This is a genomic window from Streptomyces sp. NPDC003016, assembly GCF_053591455.1.
Window position 1 is genome coordinate 147,213 of sequence record NZ_JBSFTV010000003.1, and the last position, 25,450, is coordinate 172,662.

The window sequence follows — 25,450 nt, forward strand, 5'->3', positions numbered from 1 at the left end:
GGGGTTAACCCATGGCCAACACATGCGGCAGCCCGCCCCCGTCAAGGCGGCCTATGAGAAGTCATAAGTACCGCTTATGAGGTCATAGGGAGGGGTCAGGTACCTGGCCGGGTATTTTCTTGCCTAGGGTGACGCTTGAGACAGTTGTCCAGTTGTCGCCGCTCGAAGGGAACCCCCATGCCCCGCCCCCTGCGGATAGCGATCGTCGGTGCCGGACCCGCCGGGATCTACGCCGCCGACGCCCTGCTGAAATCCGAGGCGGCCTCCGAGCCCGGCGTTTCCATCGACCTCTTCGAGCGGATGCCCGCGCCCTTCGGCCTGATCCGTTACGGCGTCGCGCCCGACCACCCCCGCATCAAGGGCATCATCACCGCCCTGCACCAGGTCCTCGACAAGCCGCAGACACGCCTCTTCGGCAACGTCGACTACCCGTCCGACATCGGCCTGGACGACCTCCGCGCGTTCTACGACGCGGTGATCTTCTCCACCGGCGCGAGCGCCGACCGGGCGATGGACATCCCCGGCATCGGGCTGGACGGCTCGTACGGGGCCGCCGACTTCGTCTCCTGGTACGACGGCCACCCGGACGTCCCGCGCACCTGGCCGCTGGAGGCCGAGAAGGTCGCCGTCCTCGGCGTCGGCAACGTCGCCCTGGACGTGGCCCGCATCCTCGCCAAGACCGCCGACGAGCTGCTGTCCACCGAGATCCCGCCGAACGTCTACGACGGCCTCGCCGCCAACAAGGCGCGCGAGATCCACGTCTTCGGGCGGCGCGGCCCCGCGCAGGCGAAGTTCAGCCCGATGGAGCTGCGCGAGCTCGACCACTCCCCGAACATCGAAGTCATCGTCAACCCCGAGGACATCGACTACGACGAGGGCAGCATCGCCACCCGCCGCGCCAACAAGCAGGCCGACATGGTCGCCAAAACGCTGGAGAACTGGGCGATCCGGGACGTCGGCGACCGGCCCCACAAGCTCTTCCTGCACTTCTTCGAGTCGCCCACCGAGGTCGTCGGCGAGGACGGCAGGGTCGTCGGACTGCGCACCGAGCGGACCCGCCTCGACGGCACGGGCAACGTCACCGGAACCGGCGAGACGCAGACGTGGGACGTGCAGGCCGTCTACCGGGCGGTCGGCTACCTCTCCGACGAGCTGCCCAAGCTGCCCTTCGACTTCACCACCGGCACCGTTCCGCACGAGGGCGGCCGCGTCGTCGAGGCGGGCGAGCACCTCACGTCGACGTACGTCACGGGATGGATCAAGCGGGGTCCCGTCGGCCTCATCGGCCACACCAAGGGCGACGCCAACGAGACCGTCGCCAACCTGCTGGCGGACCACGGCGCGGGCCGTCTGCCGGCGCCCGCCGCGCCCGCCGAGGACGCCGTGGTGGACTTCCTCGCGGCCAAGGGCGTGGCGTACACGACGTGGGAGGGGTGGCACCACCTCGACAGCGCCGAGCGCGCGCTGGGCGCCGCCGAGGGACGCGAGCGCGTGAAGATCGTCGACCGCGAGGCGATGCTGCGGGCGAGCGAGGCCCCGGCTCAGGACTGAGCCGGGCGGACCGGGCCCCGGGCGGCCAGGGCGAGGACCCGGCGTCCACGGCCGGTCAGGCCGTCGGGGCCGCCGGCCGTTCACCGCTGCACTGCTCGCCGGGGAGCAGGGCAGCGGTGAACGGCGGACGGTTCAGGACGGCGTGCGGGCGGTCTCCAGCAGCCGGACCGTGTCCTCGGGGCGGATCAGCAGCGCGCCGCCCACGATCGTCAGCACCTCGCGCTCGGCCGGGCTGTACGGGCCGTCGGCGAGGGCGATCCTGGCGCCCTGGAGCAGAATCGATTCGCGGCCGCCGGGCGCGAGGTGCGGGGCCAGCGGTCCGAGTGCCTCGTGCAGTTCGATGGCGAGCGCGGCGCCGCAGGGCTCGCCGACCCCTTCGTACGCCCCGGGAAGTCGCCCGGTGTCGGCGGCGAGCGCGTCGATGAGGGTGGTGAGCTGGTCCTCGGTGCAGTCGTCGAATCCGGCCGCGCGCACCGCGGCGACGGCGGTCACCCTGACCGTGCGGGAGGAGGTGCCGCCCGCGGTGAGTACGGCGAGGGCGACGGTGTGGACGGCGTCGCGCAGCATCGCGGAGAGGCGGGCGGAGGTGGGGTGGTCGAGCGCGTCGGTGCTGAAGTGGTGCCGGCAGGCGGCGCATTCGACGACCGGGCCCTCGTAGCCGCGCGGCAGCAGCGGGACACCGAGGAGGGTGAGGCGCCTGCGGCCCGTGCGGCGGCGGTAGTTGCGGTCGCCGCCGCAGCCGGGGCAGAAGAAGTCACCGTCACCGACGGTGCTCCAAGCGGTGCTCATGCCCCATACGTATCGTCTCCGCCCTCGAACTGGCAGCACGTCGCACCTCCATATCCGGCAACACTGCCGCTTTGACGTGATGTTAGCCACATCAGTGATGCGGCGTCAGTACCCCGCCACGACAAGTGACGGCCCCGCCCACCGGTTCGGGTGGACGGGGCCGGGCAAAACGTGAGGTCAGGAACCGGCCTGGGCGCGGCGGCGGCGCACCGAGTACGCGACGAGTCCGCCACCGGCCAGGACCGCGGCGGCGGCGATCCCGATGACGCCGGGGCCGATCGAGCTGCCGGTGGTGGCCAGGTCGCCCTCGGGGCCGTCCTGGGAGGGCTCGGGGGCCCGGGTCCGGTCCGAGGGCTCGGAGGGCGCCGCGGCGTCCGGGGTCTTCGACTCCTCCGGGGCCGGCGCACCGGAGGCGTCCGGCGTGGACTGCGGCTCCGGCGTGGATTCGGGCTCCGGCTCCGGCTTGGGCTGCTCGGGGATCTCGGTGGGCGTCGGCGTCGGGACCGGGGCCGGGACGATCGGCTCACCGGGGGTCTCGCCGGCCGGCAGGCAGCCGGTGAAGGCCATCCGGTGGGTCTCGGCGCCCGGTACGGAGACGAGTTCCCTGGCGACGACCGAGCCGTTGACGTGACCGGGACCCGACTCGCCGCCCGTCCCCTGCTTGCGGCCGAGCTCGACCTTGGCGTTCGGCGCGAAGACCGTGCCGGGCCAGGAGGTGTAGTTCTTCACCACCTCGGCCGCCTGCGGGAAGTTCCACAGCAGCTTGGAGCGGATGTCCTTGAAGGCCGCGCTGCCCGCCGCGTAGTCGTCCTGGACGAAGGCGCCCGCCTGCGGGTCGAAGAGGTTCACGCCGTAGGTGGGTGCGGAGTTCATGTCGTACGACGCGCCGAGGACGTTGACGACGGTGGAGGAGCCCGCGGGCACCTTGAGGTTGATCTCGGCGGCCCGCTGGAGGTCGGAGGCGTTGACCGCGAAGACGTTCAGCTCGGCGTCGTCGCCGGTCAGCAGCAGCGACGTGGAGCCCTCGGGGCGGGCGGCGGAGCCGTTGGGCGTGAGGGCCGCCCAGCTCTTGGACAGCGAGCGCAACGTGGTGAACTCGGCCGCGAAGTCGACGGGCGAAGCACCCTGTGCGTGCGTGCCGTCGACGGCGAAGTTGCCGGTGCTCTTGTCGACGAGCCTGCCGTAGACGCCCGCCCCCTTCGCGATGACGACCTGGTTGGCGTTGAGCGTGCCGCCCACGACGAGGCTCTTCCCGCCCGGCAGGGCGTTCACGTCGGCGTCGGTCAGCTTGCCGCCGACCGAGAAGCCCTGGTTGCTCGCGCCGTCGCCGAAGTACGCGTCACCGCCCACGGCCACCGCGCCCTCGGAGTCCGAGAAGCGGGTCGAGTCCCCCTCGACGAACTCGGCGTAGCGGCCGGCCGCGCCGAGCGGGTCCGTCGCGCAGGAAGGGGTGGCAGTGGCGGCGGGGGCCCAGGCGACGGCGAGGGAGCCGGTCACCGCGAGCACGGCGGCGACAGCGGACGTACGCATGCGGAACTGCAGGTCAGGCAGGTGCGAAGAGACGTCCGAGTGGACTGGGCCGACCTTCCGCCATCCCCTGATGTACCGTCAACTACCCTCATATGCTAGGAATCCGGGCATCAGCCCATGATCTTCCTTGAGCGAACCTCAAGCCGTGACGCACCTCACCCACCAAGACGCCGGGCGGGCCGAAGAATCGGCCCGCCCGGCGTCCGCCCGTACGAGGTGCGAGGACCGGGGTCCCCTCAGCGCGTGGCCCTGTTCACCGCCGACACGACCGCCTTCAGCGAGGCGCGCGTGGTGTTGGCGTCGATGCCGATGCCCCACAGCACCTTGCCGTCGATCGCGCACTCGATGTACGACGCGGCCTGGGCACTCGCGCCCTCGCTCATCGTGTGCTCCTGGTAGTCCAGCAGCCTGGCGTCCACGCCGACCGCGCCCAGCGCCTCGAAGAAGGCCGAGATCGGGCCGTTGCCGGTGCCGGTCAGCACGGTGTCGACGCCGTCCACGACCGCCTCCACGGTCAGCGTGTCCTGGCCGTCCGTGTCGGTGGTGGTCTGCCCGGAGCGCAGCTGGATGCGCCCCCAGGCGTTGTCCGGGTTGGGCAGGTACTCGTCCTGGAAGACCGACCAGATCGCCTTCGGTGTGACCTCGCCGCCCTCGGCGTCCGTCTTGGCCTGGATGATCCGGGAGAACTCGATCTGCATGCGGCGCGGCAGGTCCAGCTTGTGGTCGTTCTTCAGGACGTACGCGATGCCGCCCTTGCCGGACTGCGAGTTGACCCGGATGACCGCCTCGTACGAACGCCCCACGTCCTTCGGGTCGATCGGCAGGTACGGGACGGCCCACTCGATCTCGTCGACCGTCTTGCCGGCGGCGGCCGCCTCGGCCTCCATCGCGTCGAAGCCCTTCTTGATGGCGTCCTGGTGGGAGCCGGAGAAGGCGGTGTAGACCAGGTCGCCCGCGTAGGGGTGGCGCGGGTGGACCTCCATCTGGTTGCAGTACTCGCTGGTGCGGCGGATCTCGTCGATCTGCGAGAAGTCGATCTGCGGGTCGACGCCCTGGGAGAAGAGGTTCATGCCCAGGGTGACCAGGTCGACGTTGCCGGTGCGCTCGCCCTGCCCGAACAGGCAGCCCTCGATGCGGTCGGCGCCCGCCATGATCGCCAGCTCGGCGGCGGCGACGGCGGTGCCCCGGTCGTTGTGCGGGTGCACGGACAGGCAGACGTACGCGCGCCGGGACAGGTGGCGGGACATCCACTCGAAGCGGTCCGCGTGCGTGGACGGGGTCGAACGCTCCACGGTGGCGGGCAGGTTGAGGATGATCTCCCGGCCCTCCTCCGGCTTCCACACGTCGCAGACGGCCTCGCAGACCTCCAGCGCGAAGTCCAGCTCGGTGTCGGTGAAGATCTCCGGGCTGTACTGGTAGCCGAAGACCGTCTCCGGGCCCAGCAGCTTGTCGGCGTACTCCATGACCAGCCGCGTGCCGTCCACGGCGATCTGCTTGACCTGCTCCTTGGAGCCGCGGAAGACGACGCGGCGGAAGGTCGGCGCGGTGGCGTTGTACAGGTGCACGGTGGCGCGGCGGGCGCCGACCAGCGACTCCACGGTCCGCTCGATCAGCTCTTCGCGCGCCTGGGTCAGGACGGAGATCGTCACGTCCTCGGGGATCGCGCCCTCTTCGATGATGGAGCGTACGAAGTTGAAGTCGGTCTCGCCGGACGAGGGGAAGCCGACCTCGATCTCCTTGTAGCCCATGCGCACCAGCAGGTCGAACATCTCGCGCTTGCGGGCGGGGGACATCGGGTCGATCAGGGCCTGGTTGCCGTCGCGCAGGTCGGTGGACAGCCAGCGGGGTGCCTTGGTGATCCGCCGGTCCGGCCAGGTGCGGTCGGGGATCTCGACGGCCTCGTACGAACCGTACTTGTGGACCGGCATCCCGGACGGCTTCTGCAGCTGCGTCGCGTTGGTGATCGGCGTGGGGCGTCCAACAGGGGCGTTCATCGCGTGGGGCTCCTCGGTGTCCTGCGGAGGGGACGGCCGACGGTGTCGCTGCAGCACCAGACTCCGCGGGGAGGGGGTCGGCCTATGACTACAGACCCTCACCGCGGCAGCTAAGGAGGAGCAGCCCGTAACGCATGATGTGCCGCAGCCTAGCCCAGGGACGCCGGAAACGCCGGTCCTGTATCAGTATGCGGGACCGGTTGCCGATAAGGGGTTGAGAGTGATCCTTCACTCGATTTCGTCAATCCCGGTGACAGGGGACGACATGGGGATTACGCAGTGCCACATTGCCGTCATGAAGGCCACGCGTCCCGTTCTCTGCACCATCGTGCCGCCCCACGTCCTCGACAAGCTGGCCCGGGCCGACGACCCCGCGCTCGCGGGCCCCGCCCGCCGGACCCTCGAGGCGGACGCCGCACAGCGCGCCCGCCGCCAGTTCGCCCCGGTGCTCGGGGCCACACGGACCGCCCCGCCCGGGGACGCGGCCGCCCGCACACCCCACCGCACCGTCCACGACGTGGAGCACCTCCAGAGCCTGCCGGGCCGCAAGGTGCGCGGCGAGGGCGACGAGCCCCACCCGGACGCGACCGTCAACCGGGCGTACGCCGGTCTCGGCGCGACCTTCGAGCTGCTGCTGAAGGCGTTCGGCCGCGATTCGGTCGACGGCAACGGTCTGCCGCTCGTCGCGAGCGTCCACTACGGCGAGAACTACGGAAACGCCTTCTGGGACGGCGAGCAGATGGTCTTCGGCGACGGTGACGAGATCTTCCGCGACTTCACCCTCCCCGTGGACGTCATCGCCCACGAGCTGGCCCACGGCATGACGCAGTACACGGCCGACCTCACGTACTTCGGCCAGTCCGGCGCGCTCAACGAGTCCGTGTCCGACGTCTTCGGCTCCCTGGTCAAGCAGTACGTCGACGACCAGAGCGCCGACCGGGCCGACTGGCTGATCGGCGCGGGCCTGCTGACCGAGCGGGTCGCCGGAGTGGCCCTGCGCTCCCTGAAGGCGCCCGGCACGGCGTACGACGACGACCTGCTCGGCAAGGACCCGCAGCCCGCGACGGTGGACGACTACGTCCACACCTCCCGGGACAACGGCGGTGTCCACATCAACTCCGGCATCCCCAACCACGCCTTCTACCTGCTCGCCACCGCCCTCGGCGGCAGGGCGTGGGAGCGGGCGGGGCAGATCTGGTACGACACCCTGACCGCCGGGAGCCTCCGGGCGGACGCGGGCTTCGCCGACTTCGCGCGGGCCACCGTGGCGGCCGCGCACGCCCGTTTCGGTGACGGCGCGGAACGGGAGGCGCTGCTGAAAGCATGGTCCCGGGTCGGGGTGCCTACCGGCTGAGCCGTATCCGTACTAGAACGGAACCCATGCGGATTGGGGTAAGGCGCACGGGCGGATTCGCCGGCATCGAACGGTACGCCGAGGTGGACACCTCCGGACGGGCCGACGCGGGCGAGTGGCAGACCCTGGCCGAGGAGGCGGTCGCCGAGGGCCGGGCCACGCCGCCCGTCGGCGTACCGGACGGGTTCAGCTACCAGATCACGGTCGACGGCACGACCGTGTACTGCGCGGATCCGCGGCTGACCGAGGCGCAGAGCCGGCTGATCTCGCAGGTCCTGAAGGAAGGGGCCTGAGGGAAGGCGCCGTGCGGGAAGGGGCCGTGCGGGAAGGGGCCGTGCGGGAAGGGACCCGAGCGCCCGGAAAGCAAGGGGCGCCCGGCGTCGGCCGGACAGGGCCGCCGGCTCAGAACCCCAGCTTGCGCAGCTGCTTCGGGTCGCGCTGCCAGTCCTTCGCGACCTTCACGTGCAGGTCCAGGAAGACCGGGGTGCCCAGCAGTGCCTCGATCTGCTTGCGCGACTTCGTCCCGACGTCCTTCAGGCGCTGGCCCTTGGGGCCGATGATGATGCCCTTCTGGCTGGGGCGCTCGATGTAGACGTTCGCGTGGATGTCCAGCAGCGGCCTGTCCGCCGGGCGGTCCTCGCGCGGCAGCATCTCCTCGACGACGACCGCGATGGAGTGCGGCAGTTCGTCCCGTACGCCTTCGAGGGCGGCCTCGCGGATCAGCTCCGCGACCATCACCATCTCCGGCTCGTCGGTGAGGTCGCCCTCGGGGTAGAGCGGCGGGCTCTCGGGCAGCAGCGGGATCAGCAGGTCGGCGAGGAGCGAGACCTGGCTGCCGCTGACGGCGGAGACCGGAACGATCTCCTGCCACTCGAAGCCGAGCTCCTTGGAGAGCTGGTCGATGGCGATGAGCTGCTCGGCGAGCTGCTTGGAGTCGACGAGGTCGGTCTTGGTGACGATCGCGATCTTCGGCGTCTTCTTGATGCCCGCGAGCTCCTTGGCGATGAACTTGTCGCCGGGGCCGAGCTTCTGGTCGGCGGGCAGGCAGAAACCGATCACGTCCACCTCGGCCCAGGTGGTCCGCACGACGTCGTTGAGCCGCTCGCCCAGCAGCGTGCGCGGCTTGTGGAGCCCCGGGGTGTCGACCAGGATCAGCTGCGCGTCGGGGCGGTGCACGATGCCGCGCACGGTGTGACGCGTGGTCTGCGGGCGGCTGGAGGTGATGGCCACCTTCTGGCCGACCAGAGCGTTCGTCAGGGTGGACTTGCCCGCGTTGGGGCGGCCGACGAAGCAGGCGAAGCCGGCCCGGTGGGGGGCCTCGGAAGACTGGGTGCGAGCGCTCATGCGTGCCATTCTCCCCGATGTACGCCGCAGGGCCGACCAGTGCGGCTCGGGCGGTGGCCCCGCGGGGCTTTCCACCCGCTCGCCCCCGCCCGCCACTCCCCGCTGCGGCACGGTGCGGCTCCGCCGCGTGGGGCGCCGCCCCGGACCCCGTCAGCCCGCGGTGACGCTGACCCGCAGCGCTCCGTCCGGCCCCGCCACCAGCACCGGCGTCCCGGGGCCGCCCAGGTCCCGCACCGCCGCCCGGTCCTCCTCCGAGGCCGTGTCCGCCTCGGTCACGACCGCCGCCGCCTCCAGCGACTTCGCGCCACTCGCGACGGCCATCGCGACCGCGGTGCGCACCGCGCTGAGCTGGAGGGAGTCCAGCGCGACGGTTCCGGCGACGTACGTACGTCCCGTCTCGTCCCGTACGGCCGCCCCCTCCGGCACCCCGTTGCGGGCACGCGCGCTCCGCGCCAGCGTGATGATCTTGCGGTCCTCGGCGTCGAGCTCGGCGCTCGCAGTGGTCTCAGTCATGCCCAGAGCATAGGGAGCGGACCCCGGACATCCCGCGACCGGGTGCATCGACCCGCGCCGCCCCTCCGGCGAGGCCGGCCACTCCGCCTTCGCCGCCGTGTCCGCCTCCGGGAGCGGCGTGTGCAGCACGATCGCCAGGTCGGGGCGGGCCGGGATCCGCAGCCGGGCCGACTCCACGACCAGCGTGCCGACGACGGGGTGTTCCCTCTCCTTGCGGACCTGGCCGCCGGGCGCGATGTCGCGCCGCTGCCACGGTTCGGCGAACTCCGGGGAGAGTTCCCCCACCTCGTCGGCGACCGCGCGCGGCCCGTCGTCGCCGGGGCGCTCGGAGCAGGCCGCCCGGTACTGGGCGGCGACATGGGCCGCGTTCTGCTGCCGGCTCTCCGTCCTCGCGCGGTAGAGGGGGTCGGTGAAGAAGGCGACCAGACAGTTCCGGGTGATCCCCGGCCGCGTGCCGGGGACCGCCCCGGCCGCGTCGTCGTACATGACCGCGTTCCCGTACGCGTCCATGAGGTGCGCGGGGTACGGCAACCACGTGTCGATCAGCCGGTGCAGCCCCTCGCACATGTCGGCGTAGCGCGGATCGGCCTCCGGCGCGGGCGGGTCGAGCCCGGCCAGGACGTACGGGTGACGGCGTTCCGCGCTGCTCGGCCGCAGCACCCGCCCCACCGGGTCGAGCACCTGCGGCGAGACGGTGATGGCCCTGCCCTGCTCCAGCCACTGGTACCAGGAGACGCCGACGCCCGCGAGCACCGCGACCCCCTCGCGGCGCAGTCCGGGCGTGCGCCGCCGCGCTCCGCCGCCCGCGAGTCCCGCCTCCGCGGGGCTGATCCGGGCGCTCCTGCTCAGGAGGAACTCGCGCAGGCGTGCCACCTGGGCGCGATCATCTCGTACGGACTGGTCGTGACGTCCGGGGTGCCGGACGGGGAGCAGGGCCTGACGGCCGGTCCGGTCACCACGGCCCAGCAGGTCGGCCTCACGGTCGGCATCCCGCTGCTCGGTGTGCCGGCCACGACGCGGGGGACGCTCTTCGGCGGCGTACGCACCGTGCTCGCCGTGGACGCGGTGATCGTGCTGGTGGCGGCGGTGGCGGTGGGTGCGGGGCCGCGGAGGAGGAAGGAGCGGTCAGGCCCGGTCGAGCCGCAGGCGCTCCGCCTTCGGCAGGCCGGCCACCACCAGGTCGTACGAGTCCTCGATCAGCTCCCGGACCATGCGGTCCGGGAGCTGCCCGTCGACGGTGACCGTGTTCCAGTGGCGCTTGTTCATGTGCCACCCGGGGACGATCTCCTCGTGCTCCGCGCGGAGCCTCAGGGCGATCTCCGGGTCGCACTTGAGATTGACCGTGAGCGGTTCGGCGTCCAGGGCGCTGAGCGCGAAGAGCTTCCCGAGGACCTTGAAGACGGAGGTCTCGGGGCCGAAGGGGAACTCCTCGGCCGCCCCGGCGAAGTCCAGACAGAACGCCCTGAGTTCCTGCGGCGTCATGCCGCCTCCTTCTTCTCCTCCGGCTCCACCAGTACCGTGACGATCTTGTTCCGGCGGCCGGCCGGGGACTCGGCGGTCAGGCGCAGCGCGCGGCCGTCGGGCAGGTCCACCGTCACGGACGCGCCCGCGATCGGCACCCGGCCGAGCGCCTTGGCGAGCAGCCCGCCGACCGTCTCCACGTCCTCGTCGTCGAACTCGTCGAAGCCGAAGAGCTCGCCGAGGTCGCCGATGTCGAGCCGGGCGGTCACCCGGTAGCAGCCGTCGTCCAGCTCCTCGACGGGCGGCAGTTCGCGGTCGTACTCGTCGGTGATCTCGCCGACGATCTCTTCGAGGATGTCCTCGATGGTGACGATGCCGGCCGTGCCGCCGTACTCGTCGATGACGACGGCGACGTGGTTGCGCTCCTGCTGCATCTCGCGCAGCAGGTCGCCCGCGTTCTTCGTGTCGGGGACGAAGACGGCGGGGCGCATCGCGGTGGAGACCAGCTCGGACTCGGAGTCGCGGTTGATGTGGGTCCTGCGGACCAGGTCCTTGAGGTAGACGATGCCGACGATGTCGTCCTCGTTCTCGCCGGTCACCGGTATGCGGGAGAAACCGGAGCGCAGGGCGAGGGTGAGGGCCTGGCGGATCGTCTTGAAGCGCTCGATGGAGACCAGGTCGGTCCTGGGGACCATGACTTCGCGCACGAGCGTGTCGCCGAGCTCGAAGACGGAGTGCACCATGCGGCGCTCGTCGTCCTCGATCAGGGACTCCTGCTCGGCCAGGTCGACCATCGCGCGCAGCTCGGCCTCGCTGGCGAAGGGGCCCTTGCGGAAGCCCTTGCCGGGGGTCAGCGCGTTGCCGATGAGGATCAGCAGCTGCGGGACGGGGCCCATGACGCGGGCGAGGGGCAGCAGGACGTACGCGGAGGCGGTCGCCGTGTTCATGGGGTGCTGGCGGCCGATGGTGCGCGGGGAGACGCCGACGGCGACGTACGAGACGAGGACCATCACCACGATGGCGACGGTCAGCGCCTCCCAGGTCGTGTCGAACTCCCGCAGGCAGGCGTACGTGACGAGGACCCCGGCGGCCATCTCGCAGGCCACCCGCATCAGCAGGGCCACGTTCAGGTAGCGGGTCGGGTCGGAGGCGACCTGCGCCAGCTTGGCGCCGCCGCGCCGGCCCGACCGTACGGCCTCGGCGGCCCGGAAGGTGGAGACGCGGGCGATGCCGGCCTCGGCGCAGGCCGCCAGCCAGGCGACCACGACGAGGAGGACCGCGCCCGTGACCAGTTGCGCGGTCATGAAACGGTCGGCGCGGGGGACGGACCGGTCAGGCCCTTCTCCGATCGCCAGCCGTCCACGATGGCCGCCTGGAGGCCGAACATCTCGGCCTTCTCGTCCGGCTCCTCGTGGTCGTAGCCGAGCAGGTGCAGCACGCCGTGGACGGTGAGGAGCTGGAGCTCCTCGTCCATGGAGTGCTGCGTCTGGGCGTCCTCGCCCTGCTTCTTGGCGACCTCGGGGCAGAGCACGATGTCACCGAGGAGCCCCTGCGGGGGCTCCTCGTCGTCCTTGGACGGCGGACGCAGTTCGTCCATCGGGAAGGACATGACATCGGTCGGGCCCGGGAGGTCCATCCACTGGATGTGGAGCTGCTCCATGGCGGCCGTGTCCACGACGATCACCGAGAGCTCGGAGAGCGGGTGGATCCGCATCCGGGCGAGTGCGTAGCGGGCGATGTCGAGGATCGCCTGCTCGTCGACCTCGGTTCCGGACTCGTTGTTGACGTCGATCGACATGGTGCTGGTTCTACCCCTGCTCGTCCGTCACAGCCCTTTTTGGCTGTCGTCGTACTTCTCGTACGCGTCGACGATACGGCCGACCAGCTTGTGCCGGACCACGTCCTGCGACGTGAGGCGGGAGAAGTGCACGTCGTCGAGGCCCTCCAGGATGCCCTGCACCTGGCGCAGACCGCTCTTGGTCCCGCCGGGCAGGTCGACCTGGGTGATGTCGCCCGTGATGACGATCTTCGAGTCGAAGCCGAGCCTCGTCAGGAACATCTTCATCTGCTCGGCGCTGGTGTTCTGCGCCTCGTCGAGGATGATGAACGCGTCGTTGAGGGTCCGGCCCCGCATGTACGCCAGCGGGGCGACCTCGATCGTGCCCGCCGCCATCAGGCGCGGGATCGAGTCGGGGTCGATCATGTCGTGCAGGGCGTCGTAGAGCGGGCGCAGGTAGGGGTCGATCTTCTCGTAGAGCGTGCCGGGCAGGAAGCCGAGCCGCTCGCCCGCCTCGACGGCGGGCCTGGTCAGGATGATCCGGTTGACCTGCTTGGACTGCAGGGCCTGGACCGCCTTGGCCATGGCGAGGTAGGTCTTGCCCGTACCGGCGGGGCCGATGCCGAAGACGATCGTGTGCTTGTCGATGGCGTCGACATACCGCTTCTGGTTGAGCGTCTTGGGGCGGATGGTGCGGCCGCGGCTGGAGAGGATGTTCTGGGTGAGCACCTCGGCCGGGGTCTCGGTGACCGCTCCCGCGACGCCGTCGGCCGCTCTGAGCATGGCGATCGATCGTTCCACTGAGTCCTCCGTCATCGGCTGTCCGGTGCGGAGCACCAGCATCATCTCGGCCAGCAGGCGCTGGACCAGGGCGACCTCGGTCGCGTCACCGGTCGTGCTGACCTCGTTCCCCCTGACGTGGATGTCCACGCCCGGGAAGGCTTTCTCGATCACGCGCAACAGGGAGTCGCTGGAACCCAGGACCATCACCATGGGGTGCCTGTCCGGGACGGTGAACTGGGCGCGGGCCTGTGGCTGTGTGGGTGTCTGAGTCATGGGCCGGCACTATGGCCTGCGCATACCTCCTGTTGCAGGGTTCTCGCCGATCGACAACCTCTGGAACATCAAGCCTACGTCGGTGCACCGACAAGACCGAGAGTTTTTCGGCGCGGCAGCGCGCGGCTCACCGCGCCCTGCGGAAGCCGATCGTCGGGACCGCCCTGCGCAGGGGCCACACACGGACCGCCGCGGCCGGCAGCAGCTCGTCCAGGAAGGCGTAGCGGCGCAGTGCCTGGGGGTCCTGCCCGTCGAGCGCCTGCACCCGCTCCCACCAGCCCGCGACCTCCGACCAGCCGGGCGCCGACAGCGACCCGCCGAACTCCTGCACCGACAGGGCGGCGGTCAGTCCCGCGAAGGCCAGGCGGTCGGCGAGCGGCCAGCCCGCGAGCGTACCGGTGACGAATCCGGCGACGAAGACGTCACCGGCTCCGGTCGGGTCGAGCGCCTCGACGTCGATGGCGGGGACCTCGGCGGTCTCCCCGGTCGAGCCGTCCACGGCGTACGCGCCCTCCGCGCCCAGCGTGACCACCGCGACCGGCACCTTGTCGGCCAGGGCGCGGGCGGCGGCGCGCGGGCAGTCGGTGCGGGTGTAGCGCATCGCCTCCTCGGCGTTGGGCAGGAACGCCTCGCAGTGCTCCAGGCCGGTGAGGCCCGCCAGGTCCCAGCGGCCCGTCTCGTCCCAGCCCACGTCGGCGAAGATCTTGGCGCCGCGGCGGGCGGCCGAGGCGATCCACTCCTCGGTGCGGCCGGGGGTGAGCGCGGCGACGGCGGCCCGCGCGCGGGGCGGGCAGTCGGGGAAGGGGCCGGGTTCGGCGGGCGGCGGGGCCTCGTGGCCGTGGGACACCATGGTCCGCTCGCCCTCGTACGCCATGGAGACGGTGACCGGTGAGTGCCAGCCGGGGACGGTCCGGGACATGTCCAGGTCGATGCCCTCGCCGTCGGCGAGCGCGTCCCAGCAGTACTCCCCGTAGTGGTCGTCGCCGAAGGCGGCGGCCAGCGACGTGTGCAGGCCGAGCCGGGCCAGCGCGGTGGCCATGTTGGCGACGCCGCCGGGGCTGGAGCCCATGCCGCGCGCCCAGGACTCGGTGCCGCGCACGGGGGCGCTGTCGAGGCCGGTGAAGATGATGTCGAGAAAGACCGTACCGGTGAGGAACACGTCGCAGCGGGGGCCGTCGGGGGCGCGGAGCCCGTCCAGCGGATCGAGGTGCGTGGCCCCGTGCTGCTGCCTGGTGCGGTCCGTCGCCGCTGCGTGCTTTCTCACCGTGCTCACCCTGTGCTCCCGTGGTGTGGTGCGGATTCAGGCCAGTGTGCCCGATACGCGTCCACGGGGCTCGCGGCCGTGCGACAGCGCTTCGCCACGTCCGCGGAGCGGCGCGGGTGCCGTCCGCGCCCCGTGGTCCCCGGCCCCGCGAGGCGGCCGGCCGGGCGCGGTTCGACTTCCCGTCCCCGCTCGGAAAGTATGGGGCCGCTGATCAACGCTTTGCCGGCCGCGGACCGCATCGGCTGTCCGCACCGCCCGGCCCCTGGAACACCCCGGAGGTATCTCGCCGTGAGCTTTGGCGACCCCAACAACCCGTACGCCCAGCAGCCGCCGCAGGACCGGCCCGCCGGTTACGGCTACCCGCAGCAGGGCCAGCCCGCCGGTTACGGCTACCCGCAGCAGGCCCCGCAGGGCATACCGCCGCAGGGCGTGCCTCCGCAGTACGGGTACCCGCAGCAGCCTCCTTACGGGGCCTACCCGCCGCCCGGCATGCCGGCCATGCCGGGCATGCCCGGAGCCGGCCTGCCTCCCCTGGCCCACTGGGGACAGCGGGTCGGCGCCTACCTGCTCGACATGCTGATCATCGCCGGTCCGATGTACGTGCTGGGCTTCATCGACCTCGCGGGCAGCGAAGACCCGACCACCCCGGGGGTCTTGGGCCTCGTCGCCATGCTGTACACCTTCGCGATGGCCTTCTTCCAGCTCTACAAGGAGGGGAAGACCGGCCAGTCCATCGGCAAGAAGGTCCTCGGGATCAGCCTCCGCCGGGAGCGGGACGGCCTCCCCCTCGGCTTCGGCATGGCCTTCGTCCGCAAGCTGGCCCACTTCCTGGACAGCATCGCGTGCTACCTGGGCTGGCTGTGGCCGCTGTGGGACGACAAGAAGCAGACCTTCGCCGACAAGGTGTGCAGCACCGTCGTCATCCAGGTCGGCAAGGGCTGAGCGCACCCGCTCGGCGTTTTCACGCCGCTCCGCGTCCGGAGGGCGTGACACCCGCCGAGGCGGATGTCACGCCCTCCGGGCATCCGGCCCCGCGGACCGCCGCCGCCCGGGGGAGGGCGCGCCTACGGGAAGACGTACGCGTCGACCTCGGCGAGGTACGCCGCCCTGCGCTCCTCGTCGTGGTCGAGGAAGGCCGCCAGGAAGGAGTTGCGGGCGATCTCGCGCAGCTGCTCCCGGCCGAGGCCGAGCGCCTCGTGCACCGCGTGGAAGGCGTCGCCGACGTAACCCCCGAAGTAGGCGGGGTCGTCGGAGTTCACGGTGACCAGCAGCCCGGCCTCCATCATCTCCTTCAGCGGGTGCTCCTCCAGGACGTCGACGGCCCGCAGCCGTACGTTCGACAGCGGGCACAGCGTCAGCGGCACCCGGTCCCGCACCAGCCGCTCGACGAGCTCCGGGTCCTCCATGGAGCGCAGCCCGTGGTCGACGCGCTCGACACCGAGGACGTCCAGGGCCTCCCAGACGTACGCCGGCGGGCCCTCCTCCCCCGCGTGCGCGACCTTGCGCAGCCCCAGCGCGGCGGCCGCCTCGTACACCTCACGGAACTTCGACGGCGGGTTGCCGGCCTCCGCCGAGTCCAGGCCGACGGCCGCGATCCGGTGCAGGTACGGCTTGGCGGCCTCCAGGGTCTCCAGCGCCGACTCGGCGGACCGGTCGCGCAGGAAGCACATGATCAGCTGCGTGGAGATCCCGTGCCGCTCCTCGCTCCGGTCCAGGGCGCGGGCCAGGCCCTCGACGACCGTGCCGATCTCCACCCCGCGCGTGGTGTGCGCCTGCGGGTCGAAGAAGATCTCCGCGTGCCGTACGCCCTGTCCGGCCGCCCGCGCCAGGTAGGCGTCGGCGAGCCGGTCGAAGTCGTCCTCGGTGCGCAGGACGGCCATGAGCGCGTAGTAGAGGTCGAGGAAGGACTGGAGGTCGTCGAAGCGGTAGGCGTGGCGGAGCTCCTCCGTGGTGGCGTAGGGGAGTTCCACGCCGTTGCGTGCCGCGAGCTCGAAGGCCAGCTCGGGTTCGAGGGTGCCTTCGATGTGGAGGTGGAGTTCGGCCTTGGGGAGGTGCATGGGGGGTCTTCTCGTTCAGGGGTTCACGGGTTCACGGGTGGCGCTTGGGGAGGGGGACCCGCAGCAGGTCGGCGGCGACGGTCAGTTCGCCGTCGAAGCCGGCCGCGCGGGCCTGGCGTTCGAAGGCTTCGGGGTCGCTGTAGCGCTGCGAGAAGTGGGTGAGGACCAGGTGGCGCACCCCGGCGTCGCGCGCCGCCCGGGCAGCCTGACCTGCTGTCAGATGACCGTGCTCGACGGCCAGTTGCTCGTCCTCGTCGAGGAAGGTCGACTCGATGACGAGCATGTCGCAGCCCTCGGCGAGGGCGTGCACCCCGTCGCAGAGCCTGGTGTCCATGACGAACGCGAAACGCTGTCCGCGCCGCACCTCGCTGACCTGGTCGAGCGTCACGTCGCCGAGCCGGCCCGCGCGCTGGATGCGGCCGACGTCGGGGCCCTTGATGCCGTGCTCGGCGAGCAGCGCGGGCAGCATGCGGCGCCCGTCGGGCTCGGTGAGCCGGTAGCCGTACGACTCCACGGGGTGCGAGAGCCTGCACGCGTCGAGGACGTACGACGGACCGGTGGCCACCGCGCCGTCGGCGGCGACCGGCGCCTCGGTCAGCCGCACCGTCTCGCGGTAGGCCGTGGCGTACCGCAGACGGTCGAAGAAGCGCTGCCCGCTCGCCGGGTAGTGCGCGGCGACGGCGTGCGGGACGCGGTCGAGGTTGATGCGCTGGATCACCCCGGCGAGACCGAGCGAGTGGTCGCCGTGGAAGTGCGTGACACAGATCCGGTTGATGTCGTGCGCGGCCACGCCGGCCCGCAGCATCTGGCGCTGGGTGCCCTCGCCGGGATCGAAGAGGATGCCCTCGCCGTCCCAGCGCAGGAAGTAACCGTTGTGGTTGCGGTGCCGGGTGGGGACCTGGCTGGCGGTGCCGAGGACCACGAGTTCTCGTACGGACACAGGAACTGCCTTATCCGGGCGGCCAGTTGAGGCCACGTCCGCCGAGGACATGGGCGTGCGCGTGGAAGACGGTCTGGCCCGCGCCCGCGCCGGTGTTGAAGACGACGCGGTAGCCGGTCCGGTCGGTCTTCTCGTCCTCGGCGACCCGGCCGGCCTCGGCCAGCACGTCCGCGAGGACCTGCGGTTCGGCGACGGCCAGCGAGGCGGCGTCCGGGTGGTGCGCCTTGGGGATGACCAGGACGTGCGTCGGGGCCTGGGGGTTGATGTCGCGGAACGCGACGGTCGTGTCCGTCTCACGGACGACCGTCGCGGGCACCTCACCTGCGACGATCTTGCAGAACAGACAGTCCGCCTGCGGTTGTCCCGTCATGGTCCCGGCCTCCTCGGATGCGGCTGGATCAGCATGTACCGATGTGCTGATGTATTGATCGAGTATGGCCGCATGCTATCCGCCCGTGCCGCGGCCCCGGGGCGGGAAGTGCCCCGTCAGGACCAGCGGCCGGTGCGCCCCAGCAGCAGCGCGGCGGCCGCCGTGCCGGCGGTCGACGTACGCAGCACACTGCGCCCCAGCCGGTACGGCTCCGCCCCGGCCCCGGCGAAGACCGCCAACTCCTCCGGGGACACGCCCCCTTCGGGCCCCACGACAAGCACGATGGAACCCGCGCCGGGGAGGTCCGCGGTGGCCAGCGCCTCGCTGCCCACCGACGGGTCCTCGTGCAGTACGGCCGCGAAGTCCGCCGTGGCCACGAGTGCGGCGGCCTGCCTGGTCGTCAGCGCGTCCGCGACCTCGGGGAAGCGCAGCCTGCGCGACTGCTTGCCCGCCTCGCGCGCGGTGGCCCGCCACTTGGCGAGGGACTTGGCACCCCGGTCGCCGCGCCACTGCGTGATGCAGCGCGACGCCTGCCAGGGCACGATCGCGTCGACGCCGGTCTCCGTCATGGTCTCGACGGCCACCTCGCCGCGGTCGCCCTTGGGCAGCGCCTGGACGACGGTGATACGCGGGGACGGCTCCGGCTCCGCCGTCACGTCCGTCACCTCGACGACGAGCCGGTCCTTGCCCTCGGCGGCCACCACCACGGCCACCGCTCCCGTGCCCCGCCCGTCCGTCAGTACGACGTCCTCTCCCGCGTGCAGCCGCCGCACCGAGACGGCGTGCCGCCCCTCGGGGCCTTCCAGTACGTACGGCCCCTTCGCCGGTACGGCGTCGACGACGAACACCGGCGCCGTCATGCCGCGCCGCCCGCGCCGCGCAGGGCCAGCGCCGCGCGCGCCGCGTCGGTCTCGGCCGCGAGGACCTCGACCAGCTGCCCGGCGGGCATCTCGCGCGCCATCCGGTGCCCCTGCCCCGCCCACAGCGCCATGCCCTGGGGGTCGCCCGCCTTGGCCGCGGCCTTGCGCAGGCCGGAGGTGATGTGGTGCACCTGGGGGTAGGCGGCGGGGGCGTACGGGCCGTGCTCGCGCATGAAGCGGTTCACCAGGCCGCGGGCGGGGCGTCCCGAGAACGCCCGGGTGAGTTCCGTGCGGACGAACAGCGGGTTGGTCATGGCCTGCTTGTGCAGGACGTTGGCACCGGACTCGGGGCAGACCAGGAACGCCGTGCCGAGCTGCGCGGCGTCCGCGCCCAGCGCGAGGACCGCGGCGATCTGCGCGCCGCGCATCAGGCCGCCCGCCGCGACGATCGGCAGCTGCACGGTCTCGCGCACCTGTGTGACGAGGGACAGCAGGCCGATGCCCGCGCCGTCGTTCTGGGGGTCGTCGCGGTGCGTTCCCTGGTGGCCGCCGGCCTCGATGCCCTGGACGCACACGGCGTCGGCGCCGCTCCACTGCGCGACCTGGGCCTCTTCGGGCGTGGTGACGGTCACGACGGTGAGGGTGCCGGCCTTCGCGAAGGAGTCGAGGACGGGACGGGCGGGACAGCCGAAGGTGAAGGAGACGACGGGGACGGGATCGTCGAGGAGGATGGCGAGTTTGGCTTCGTAGCCGTCGTCGGTGCAGTTGTCGGATTCGCCGAGGGGGGTTTCGTACCAGTCGGCCTCACCGGCGAGCTGGTGGCGGTAGACCTCCACGGAGGCCGGGTCCGCGTGGTTCGGCTGCGGCATGAAGAGATTGACGCCGAAGGGCCGGCCGGTCAGGCCCCGCAGCTGCTTGATCTCCTCGTACATACCGTCCGCGGTCTTGTACCCGGCGGCGAGGAACCCGAGACCGCCGGCGTCACAGACGGCGGCGACGAGTTGAGGACTGGAGGCGCCGCCCGCCATGGGGGCCTGCACGATCGGATAACGGCAGAGATCGGTCAGTGCGGAGGACATGAACGCATAGTTTCATGCCCTCCGCACTGCGCCGAATCGCAGTACCCGTGGCGCCCCCGGAGCCCCGGCCGCGTGCCTGCCGCCCGTTGAACGCGTCCTTCAGACGCCAGAAGAGACCCTGCCGCCCCGGCTGACCGCATCCCCCGGAGGACAACCCCCGGACCCCCGGTCGGCCCCGCCCGCGCCTACCGCCCGTTGAACGCGTCCTTCAGACGCGAGAAGAGACCCTGCTGCCCCGGCTGGAACTGGCCCGTCGGGCGCTCCTCGCCGCGCAGCTTCGCGAGCTGGCGCATCAGGTCCTCCTGCTGCGGGTCCATCTTCGTGGGAGTGAGTACCTCCACGTGCACGATCAGGTCGCCGCGGCCACCGCCCCGCAGATGCGTGACACCGCGCCCGTGCAGCGGGATCGACTGACCGGACTGTGTACCCGGACGGACGTCGATCTCCTCCATCCCGTCGAGCGTCTCCAGCGGGCACTTCGTGCCCAGCGCCGCCGCCGTCATCGGGATGGTGACCGTGCAGTGCAGGTCGTCGCCGCGCCGCTGGAACACCGCGTGCGGCAGCTCGTGGATCTCGACGTACAGGTCACCGGCGGGGCCGCCACCGGGGCCGACCTCGCCCTCGCCCGCGAGCTGGATGCGGGTGCCGTTGTCGACACCGGCCGGGATCTTGACCGTCAGCGTCCGGCGCGAGCGCACGCGCCCGTCACCGGCGCACTCCGGGCACGGGGTCGGTACGACCGTGCCGAAGCCCTGGCACTGCGGGCAGGGACGCGAGGTCATGACCTGGCCCAGGAAGGACCGGGTGACCTGCGAGACCTCACCGCGGCCGCGGCACATGTCACAGGTCTGGGCGGAGGTGCCGGGTGCGGCACCCTCGCCCGAGCACGTCGTGCACACGACGGCCGTGTCGACCTGGATGTCCTTGGTCGTGCCGAAGGCCGCCTCGTTGAGGTCGATCTCCAGCCGGATCATCGCGTCCTGGCCGCGCCGCGTGCGCGACCTCGGGCCGCGCTGCGACGCCGTGCCGAAGAACGCGTCCATGATGTCCGAGAAGTTCCCGAAGCCGCCCTGGCCGAAGCCGCCGGCTCCGCCGCCCGCCTGCGAGAGGGGGTCGCCGCCGAGGTCGTAGACCTGCTTCTTCTGCGGGTCCGACAACACCTCGTACGCGGCGTTGATCTCCTTGAAGCGCTCCTGCGTCTTGGGATCGGGATTCACGTCCGGGTGGAGCTCGCGCGCCAGCCGCCGGAATGCCTTCTTGATCTCGTCCTGGGACGCGTCGCGGCGTACGCCGAGTACGGCGTAGTAGTCGGTGGCCACTTACGACTCCGCCAGGATCTGTCCGACGTAACGTGCCACTGCGCGTACCGCTCCCATCGTTCCGGGGTAGTCCATGCGGGTCGGTCCGACCACGCCGAGTTTGGCGACTGCTTCGTCGCCCGAACCGTAGCCGACCGCGACGACGGACGTGGAGCTGAGCCCCTCATGGGCGTTCTCGTGCCCGATTCGTACGGTCATGCCCGAGTCCGTTGCCTCACCCAGCAGCTTGAGGAGCACGACCTGCTCCTCCAGCGCCTCCAGCACGGGCCGGATGGTGAGGGGGAAATCATGCCCGAAGCGGGTCAGATTGGCGGTGCCGCCGATCATCAGCCGCTCCTCGGTCTCCTCGACCAGGGTCTCCAGGAGAGAGGACAGGACCGTCGAAACGGTTCCCCGGTCCTCCTTGTCGAAGGATTCGGGAAGGTCCTGCACCAGCTGCGGTACGTCCGCGAAGCGGCGTCCCACGACCCGGCTGTTGAGCCGGGCCCGCAGGTCCGCCAGGGACGTCTCGCCGAAGGGGGCGGGGCAGTCGATCATGCGCTGCTCGACCCGTCCGGTGTCCGTGATGAGCACGAGCATCAGACGGGCCGGGGCCAGCGAGAGGAGTTCCACGTGCCGCACCGTCGAGCGGGTCAGCGACGGGTACTGCACGACGGCGACCTGCCGGGTCAGCTGCGCGAGCAGCCGGACCGTACGGGCCACCACGTCGTCGAGGTCGACCGCCCCGTCCATGAAGTTCTGGATGGCGCGGCGCTCGGGCGACGACAGGGGCTTGACGCCCGCGAGCTTGTCGACGAAGAGCCGGTAGCCCTTGTCCGTCGGGATGCGCCCGGCGCTCGTGTGCGGCTGGGCGATGAAGCCCTCGTCCTCCAGGACGGCCATGTCGTTGCGGACCGTGGCCGGGGAGACGCCGAGCTTGTGCCGCTCGGTGAGCGCCTTGGAGCCGACGGGCTCCTCGGTGCCCACGTAGTCCTGGACGATGGCGCGCAGCACCTCGAGTCTGCGTTCGCTGAGCATCGCGCACACCTCCAGCTGTCGGTCGTTGGCGTCTGTCTGGCACTCGCTGCGGGGGAGTGCCAGCGATCCCCCGGGCCAGTGTACGGCGGCGGGGTACACACCTAGCAAGGGCGGCCGGTCACGTTGTCCCGCGACAGCCCTGTTCAGCGGGCAGGAACCCCGGGGATGGGACTAGCGTCACGGTATGGACGTCAGTTGGGAAGAGGCAGGCTGGGAACGGCTCGCACCGGGGGTGGGACGGCGGCGCATGCCGGTCTGGGACGCGACGGTGGGCCTGGTGACCGGGGGCGACGAGGGCGGCGGCTCCGCGCTGCTGGTCGACACGGGGTCGACGCTGCGCGAGGGCGCGGAGCTCCGTGCCCAGGCGCAGCGGCTTCTGGGCCCCGGCCGGAGAGTGACGCACATCGCTCTCACCCACCCCCACTTCGACCACGTCCTGGGCACGGCGGCGTTCGCGGGAGCCGAGGTGTACGGGGCGGTCGGCGTCGACGACCTCCTGCGGCGGGACCGGGAGGCGGTGCGGGACGACGCCGTGCGGCACGGGGTCGAGCGGAGCGCGGCGGCGGAGGCGGCGGACGTCCTGGTCGCGCCGCACCACCCGGTCTGCGGCGAGTGGACGCTGGACCTGGGCGGCGGCCGCCAGGTGCTGCTGGCGAACGTCGGCCCCGGACACAGCGGTCACGATCTGGCGGTACTGGTGCCGGGCAGCCCCGAGGTCGTCTTCTGCGGCGACCTGGTGGAGGAGTCGGGCGTCCCCCAGGCCGGCCCGGACGCCCACCCGTCGCACTGGCCGGCGGCCCTGGACCGGCTGCTCGCGCTGGGCGGCGAGGGCGCGGCGTACGTGCCGGGGCACGGGGCGGTGGTGGACGCGGCGTACGTCCGCGCGCAGCGCGACGCGCTGGCGACCCGTTTCGCCGTGTCGTGACGCGGGCCGCGGCCGCCCGGCTGTCGCTATCGTCGGCTGAATGCGCAGCCGACAGTACGGGCCCGATCTCACCCCGCCGTGGAAGAAGACCGCCCCCGTCCCCGAAGTCCCCGCCGAGGCCGATCTTGTCGTGGAGGAGGTCACCACCGGTTTCTGCGGTGCGGTGATCCGGTGCGAGAAGACGGCGCAGGGGCCGGTCGTGACCCTGGAGGACCGCTTCGGGAAACACCGGGTGTTCCCGATGCAGCCGCGCGGCTTCCTCCTGGAGGGCCGCGTCGTCACCCTGGTGCGCCCCTCCTCCGCCTCCACCGCCCCGCCCCGGCCCGCCCGCACGGCGTCGGGTTCGGTGGCCGTGCCGGGGGCGCGGGCACGGGTGGCGCGGGCCGGACGGATCTACGTCGAGGGGCGCCACGACGCGGAGCTGGTCGAGCGGGTCTGGGGCGACGACCTGCGCATCGAGGGCGTGGTCGTCGAGTACCTGGAGGGCATCGACGACCTCCCGGCGATCGTCGCGGACTTCGCCCCGGCCCCGGACGCGCGGCTCGGTGTCCTGGTCGACCACCTGGTGCCGGGCTCGAAGGAGTCCCGTATCGCGGCGCAGGTCACGGACGCGGACGTGCTGGTCGTCGGTCACCCGTACATCGACGTGTGGGAGGCGGTGAAACCGTCCGCGGTGGGCATCGGGGCCTGGCCGGTGGTCCCCCGGGGCCAGGACTGGAAGACAGGTGTGTGCCGGGCGCTGGGCTGGCCGGAGAACACGGGGGCGGCGTGGCAGCGGATCCTGGCGTCGGTCCGTTCGTACCGGGATCTGGAGCCGGCCCTGCTGGGGCGGGTGGAGGAGCTGATCGACTTCGTCACGGCGCCGCCCGGCGCGTGACGGGGGTGCGGGGACGGGGGCGGGTCGCCTGCGACGCTGTTCCCCTGTCCGCCTCTTTCCGAACCGGGGGCGGGCCCTCGGTTCGGAAAGAGGCGGACAGGGGAAAGTCCCGCGCAGCGGTGCCCCCGCGTCCCGGGGTCAGTCCACCAGGTCCCGGACCACCGCGTCCGCCAGCAGCCGCCCCCGCAACGTCAGAACCGCCCGCCCCGCGGCGAACGGCCCGTCCGCCAGCAGCCCGTCCGCGAGCGCCCGCTCCGCCGCCGCCAGTCCCGCCGGGGCCAGCAGGGACAGCGGGCAGCCGTCCGCGAGCCGCAGTTCCAGCAGGATGCGCTCCACACGCCGGTCCTCCGCCGGGAGCACCTCGCGCCCGGCTCCGGGCGAGCGACCGTCCCCCAGCGCCTGCGCGTACGCGCCCGGGTGCTTGACGTTCCACCACCGCACCCCGCCCACGTGGCTGTGGGCGCCCGGACCCGCGCCCCACCAGTCCGCCCCGCGCCAGTACAGCTCGTTGTGCAGGCACCGCGCCGCGTCCGAAGTGGCCCAGTTCGAGACCTCGTACCACGCGAAGCCCGCCGCCGACAGCGCGGACTCCGTCATCAGGTACCGGTCGGCGTGCACGTCGTCGTCGGTCATCGGCACCTCGCCCCGCCGGATCCGCCGCGCGAGCTGCGTCCCCTCCTCCACGATCAGGGCGTACGCGCTCACGTGGTCGGGGCCGGCGCCGATCGCCGCGTCCAGCGACGCCTGCCAGTCCGCGTCGGACTCCCCCGGCGTGCCGTAGATCAGGTCGAGGTTCACATGCGCGAAGCCCGCCGCCCGCGCCTCCGCGACGCACGCCTCCGGCCGCCCGGGCGTGTGCGTACGGTCCAGGATCCTCAGCACGTGCTGCTTCGCGCTCTGCATCCCGAACGAGATCCGGTTGAAGCCGCCCTCCCGCAGCTCCGCCAGATACCGCGGATTCACCGACTCCGGATTCGCCTCCGTCGTGATCTCCGCGTCGTCCGCGAGCCCGAACTCGTCCCGGATCGCTCCCAGCATCCGTACGAGGTCCCCGGCCGCCAGCAGCGTCGGCGTACCCCCGCCCACGAAGACGGTCCGTACCGGCCGGGGGTCGTCGCCGAGGACCTTGCGGGCCAGGCGCACCTCCTCCACCAGGGTGTCCGCGTAGTTGTCGCGCGAGGCCAGGGCACCGCCCGAGCCGCGCAGCTCGGTCGCCGTGTAGGTGTTGAAGTCGCAGTAGCCGCAGCGGGTCGCGCAGTACGGAACGTGCAGGTAGAAGCCGAGCGGCCGCTCGGCCGCGCCGGCCAGGGCGTGCGGCGGCAGCGCCCCGTCTTCGGGCATGGGCTCACCGTCGGGCAGTACAGAAGGCATGC

The 25,450-nt window shown here is 71.9% G+C and carries 24 protein-coding genes and 2 pseudogenes; 7 read left to right on the forward strand and 19 right to left on the reverse strand.

The features are described 5' to 3' along the window. Window positions 1-177 precede the first annotated feature (177 nt). Window positions 178-1,551, forward strand: a complete 1,374-nt coding sequence (locus ACWDZ4_RS03550; protein ID WP_451506796.1) for an FAD-dependent oxidoreductase — start codon at window positions 178-180, stop codon at window positions 1,549-1,551. A 132-nt stretch (window positions 1,552-1,683) separates the two neighbouring features. On the opposite strand, the gene ACWDZ4_RS03555 is transcribed toward ACWDZ4_RS03550, so the two are convergent. From ACWDZ4_RS03555 to leuA, 3 genes are all read right to left on the reverse strand, one after another. Continuing rightward, a complete protein-coding gene (locus ACWDZ4_RS03555; protein ID WP_451506797.1) occupies window positions 1,684-2,340 on the reverse strand; it encodes a TerB family tellurite resistance protein in 657 nt (218 codons plus the stop codon). 177 nt (window positions 2,341-2,517) lie between these two features. Continuing rightward, complete coding sequence (locus ACWDZ4_RS03560; protein WP_451506798.1) at window positions 2,518-3,870, reverse strand: choice-of-anchor A family protein; 1,353 nt, start codon at window positions 3,868-3,870, stop codon at window positions 2,518-2,520. A gap of 236 nt (window positions 3,871-4,106) precedes the next feature. Further along, a complete protein-coding gene (leuA, locus tag ACWDZ4_RS03565; RefSeq protein WP_451506799.1) occupies window positions 4,107-5,864 on the reverse strand; it encodes a 2-isopropylmalate synthase in 1,758 nt (585 codons plus the stop codon). Window positions 5,865-6,159: 295 nt separating this feature from the next. Here leuA and ACWDZ4_RS03570 point away from each other — a divergent pair, with 295 nt between their 5' ends. Both ACWDZ4_RS03570 and ACWDZ4_RS03575 read left to right on the forward strand, forming a co-directional pair. Beyond that, complete coding sequence (locus ACWDZ4_RS03570; RefSeq protein ID WP_451506800.1) at window positions 6,160-7,218, forward strand: M4 family metallopeptidase; 1,059 nt, start codon at window positions 6,160-6,162, stop codon at window positions 7,216-7,218. Between the two features lie 26 nt (window positions 7,219-7,244). Then, window positions 7,245-7,511 carry a protealysin inhibitor emfourin gene (locus ACWDZ4_RS03575; protein ID WP_451506801.1) on the forward strand — a complete coding sequence of 89 codons (267 nt, stop codon included), beginning with the start codon at window positions 7,245-7,247 and terminating at the stop codon, window positions 7,509-7,511. Window positions 7,512-7,620: 109 nt separating this feature from the next. Here the strand turns inward: ACWDZ4_RS03575 and era are convergent, their stop codons facing one another. The 3 genes and pseudogenes from era to ACWDZ4_RS03590 form a co-directional block, all read right to left on the reverse strand. After that, window positions 7,621-8,571, reverse strand: coding sequence for a GTPase Era (era, locus tag ACWDZ4_RS03580; RefSeq protein ID WP_451506802.1), 951 nt, complete (start codon window positions 8,569-8,571; stop codon window positions 7,621-7,623). Between the two features lie 141 nt (window positions 8,572-8,712). Next, window positions 8,713-9,075, reverse strand: coding sequence for a cytidine deaminase (locus ACWDZ4_RS03585; RefSeq protein WP_451506891.1), 363 nt, complete (start codon window positions 9,073-9,075; stop codon window positions 8,713-8,715). 30 nt (window positions 9,076-9,105) lie between these two features. Further along, window positions 9,106-9,948 (reverse strand): annotated as a pseudogene (locus ACWDZ4_RS03590) (helix-turn-helix transcriptional regulator); the annotation flags it as partial. Between ACWDZ4_RS03590 and ACWDZ4_RS03595 the strand changes: the two are divergent. Then, window positions 9,913-10,218: pseudogene (locus tag ACWDZ4_RS03595) on the forward strand (MFS transporter); the annotation flags it as partial. The pseudogenes ACWDZ4_RS03590 and ACWDZ4_RS03595 sit on opposite strands and share 36 nt — an antisense overlap. Here the strand turns inward: ACWDZ4_RS03595 and ACWDZ4_RS03600 are convergent. From ACWDZ4_RS03600 to ACWDZ4_RS03620, 5 genes are all read right to left on the reverse strand, one after another. Next, window positions 10,201-10,557: an MmcQ/YjbR family DNA-binding protein gene (locus tag ACWDZ4_RS03600; protein ID WP_451506803.1), complete on the reverse strand. Its 357-nt coding sequence runs from the start codon at window positions 10,555-10,557 to the stop codon at window positions 10,201-10,203. The pseudogene ACWDZ4_RS03595 and the gene ACWDZ4_RS03600 overlap by 18 nt on opposite strands. After that, window positions 10,554-11,840 carry a hemolysin family protein gene (locus tag ACWDZ4_RS03605; RefSeq protein WP_451506804.1) on the reverse strand — a complete coding sequence of 429 codons (1,287 nt, stop codon included), beginning with the start codon at window positions 11,838-11,840 and terminating at the stop codon, window positions 10,554-10,556. Before ACWDZ4_RS03605 ends, ACWDZ4_RS03600 begins: the two co-directional genes overlap by 4 nt. Next, window positions 11,837-12,334 (reverse strand): rRNA maturation RNase YbeY, encoded by a 498-nt coding sequence (gene ybeY, locus ACWDZ4_RS03610; RefSeq protein WP_451506805.1) that lies wholly within the window; start codon window positions 12,332-12,334, stop codon window positions 11,837-11,839. The genes ACWDZ4_RS03605 and ybeY overlap by 4 nt, the downstream gene beginning before the upstream one ends. Window positions 12,335-12,361: 27 nt before the next feature. Beyond that, on the reverse strand, window positions 12,362-13,369 hold the full coding sequence (locus tag ACWDZ4_RS03615; RefSeq protein WP_451506806.1) for a PhoH family protein: 1,008 nt from the start codon (window positions 13,367-13,369) through the stop codon (window positions 12,362-12,364). Window positions 13,370-13,496: 127 nt separating this feature from the next. Further along, on the reverse strand, window positions 13,497-14,633 hold the full coding sequence (locus tag ACWDZ4_RS03620; RefSeq protein ID WP_451506807.1) for a carbohydrate kinase family protein: 1,137 nt from the start codon (window positions 14,631-14,633) through the stop codon (window positions 13,497-13,499). A gap of 288 nt (window positions 14,634-14,921) precedes the next feature. Between ACWDZ4_RS03620 and ACWDZ4_RS03625 the strand changes: the two genes are divergently transcribed. Continuing rightward, window positions 14,922-15,575 (forward strand): RDD family protein, encoded by a 654-nt coding sequence (locus ACWDZ4_RS03625; protein WP_451506808.1) that lies wholly within the window; start codon window positions 14,922-14,924, stop codon window positions 15,573-15,575. Window positions 15,576-15,697: 122 nt separating this feature from the next. Here ACWDZ4_RS03625 and ACWDZ4_RS03630 read toward each other — a convergent pair whose 3' ends face one another. The 7 genes from ACWDZ4_RS03630 to hrcA form a co-directional block, all read right to left on the reverse strand. Beyond that, window positions 15,698-16,690 (reverse strand): adenosine deaminase, encoded by a 993-nt coding sequence (locus ACWDZ4_RS03630; RefSeq protein WP_451506809.1) that lies wholly within the window; start codon window positions 16,688-16,690, stop codon window positions 15,698-15,700. 31 nt (window positions 16,691-16,721) lie between these two features. Then, window positions 16,722-17,630 (reverse strand): ribonuclease Z, encoded by a 909-nt coding sequence (locus ACWDZ4_RS03635; protein WP_451506810.1) that lies wholly within the window; start codon window positions 17,628-17,630, stop codon window positions 16,722-16,724. Window positions 17,631-17,640: 10 nt separating this feature from the next. Beyond that, window positions 17,641-18,000 (reverse strand): histidine triad nucleotide-binding protein, encoded by a 360-nt coding sequence (locus ACWDZ4_RS03640; protein WP_451506811.1) that lies wholly within the window; start codon window positions 17,998-18,000, stop codon window positions 17,641-17,643. Window positions 18,001-18,116: 116 nt separating this feature from the next. Continuing rightward, complete coding sequence (locus ACWDZ4_RS03645; RefSeq protein WP_451506812.1) at window positions 18,117-18,860, reverse strand: 16S rRNA (uracil(1498)-N(3))-methyltransferase; 744 nt, start codon at window positions 18,858-18,860, stop codon at window positions 18,117-18,119. Continuing rightward, window positions 18,857-19,939, reverse strand: a complete 1,083-nt coding sequence (locus tag ACWDZ4_RS03650) for a nitronate monooxygenase (protein WP_451506813.1) — start codon at window positions 19,937-19,939, stop codon at window positions 18,857-18,859. Before ACWDZ4_RS03650 ends, ACWDZ4_RS03645 begins: the two co-directional genes overlap by 4 nt. A gap of 185 nt (window positions 19,940-20,124) precedes the next feature. Then, on the reverse strand, window positions 20,125-21,258 hold the full coding sequence (dnaJ, locus tag ACWDZ4_RS03655; protein ID WP_451506814.1) for a molecular chaperone DnaJ: 1,134 nt from the start codon (window positions 21,256-21,258) through the stop codon (window positions 20,125-20,127). Continuing rightward, window positions 21,259-22,275, reverse strand: coding sequence for a heat-inducible transcriptional repressor HrcA (gene hrcA / locus ACWDZ4_RS03660; RefSeq protein WP_451506815.1), 1,017 nt, complete (start codon window positions 22,273-22,275; stop codon window positions 21,259-21,261). It abuts the gene before it with no gap. 184 nt (window positions 22,276-22,459) lie between these two features. On the opposite strand from hrcA, the gene ACWDZ4_RS03665 reads away from it, so the two are divergent. Together ACWDZ4_RS03665 and ACWDZ4_RS03670 are read left to right on the forward strand one after the other, a co-directional pair. Then, window positions 22,460-23,200 carry an MBL fold metallo-hydrolase gene (locus ACWDZ4_RS03665; protein ID WP_451506816.1) on the forward strand — a complete coding sequence of 247 codons (741 nt, stop codon included), beginning with the start codon at window positions 22,460-22,462 and terminating at the stop codon, window positions 23,198-23,200. A gap of 40 nt (window positions 23,201-23,240) precedes the next feature. Then, window positions 23,241-24,077, forward strand: a complete 837-nt coding sequence (locus ACWDZ4_RS03670) for a DUF3097 domain-containing protein (protein WP_451506817.1) — start codon at window positions 23,241-23,243, stop codon at window positions 24,075-24,077. Window positions 24,078-24,215: 138 nt separating this feature from the next. Here the strand turns inward: ACWDZ4_RS03670 and hemW are convergent, their stop codons facing one another. After that, on the reverse strand, window positions 24,216-25,448 hold the full coding sequence (gene hemW / locus ACWDZ4_RS03675; protein ID WP_451506818.1) for a radical SAM family heme chaperone HemW: 1,233 nt from the start codon (window positions 25,446-25,448) through the stop codon (window positions 24,216-24,218). Window positions 25,449-25,450: the final 2 nt, after the last annotated feature.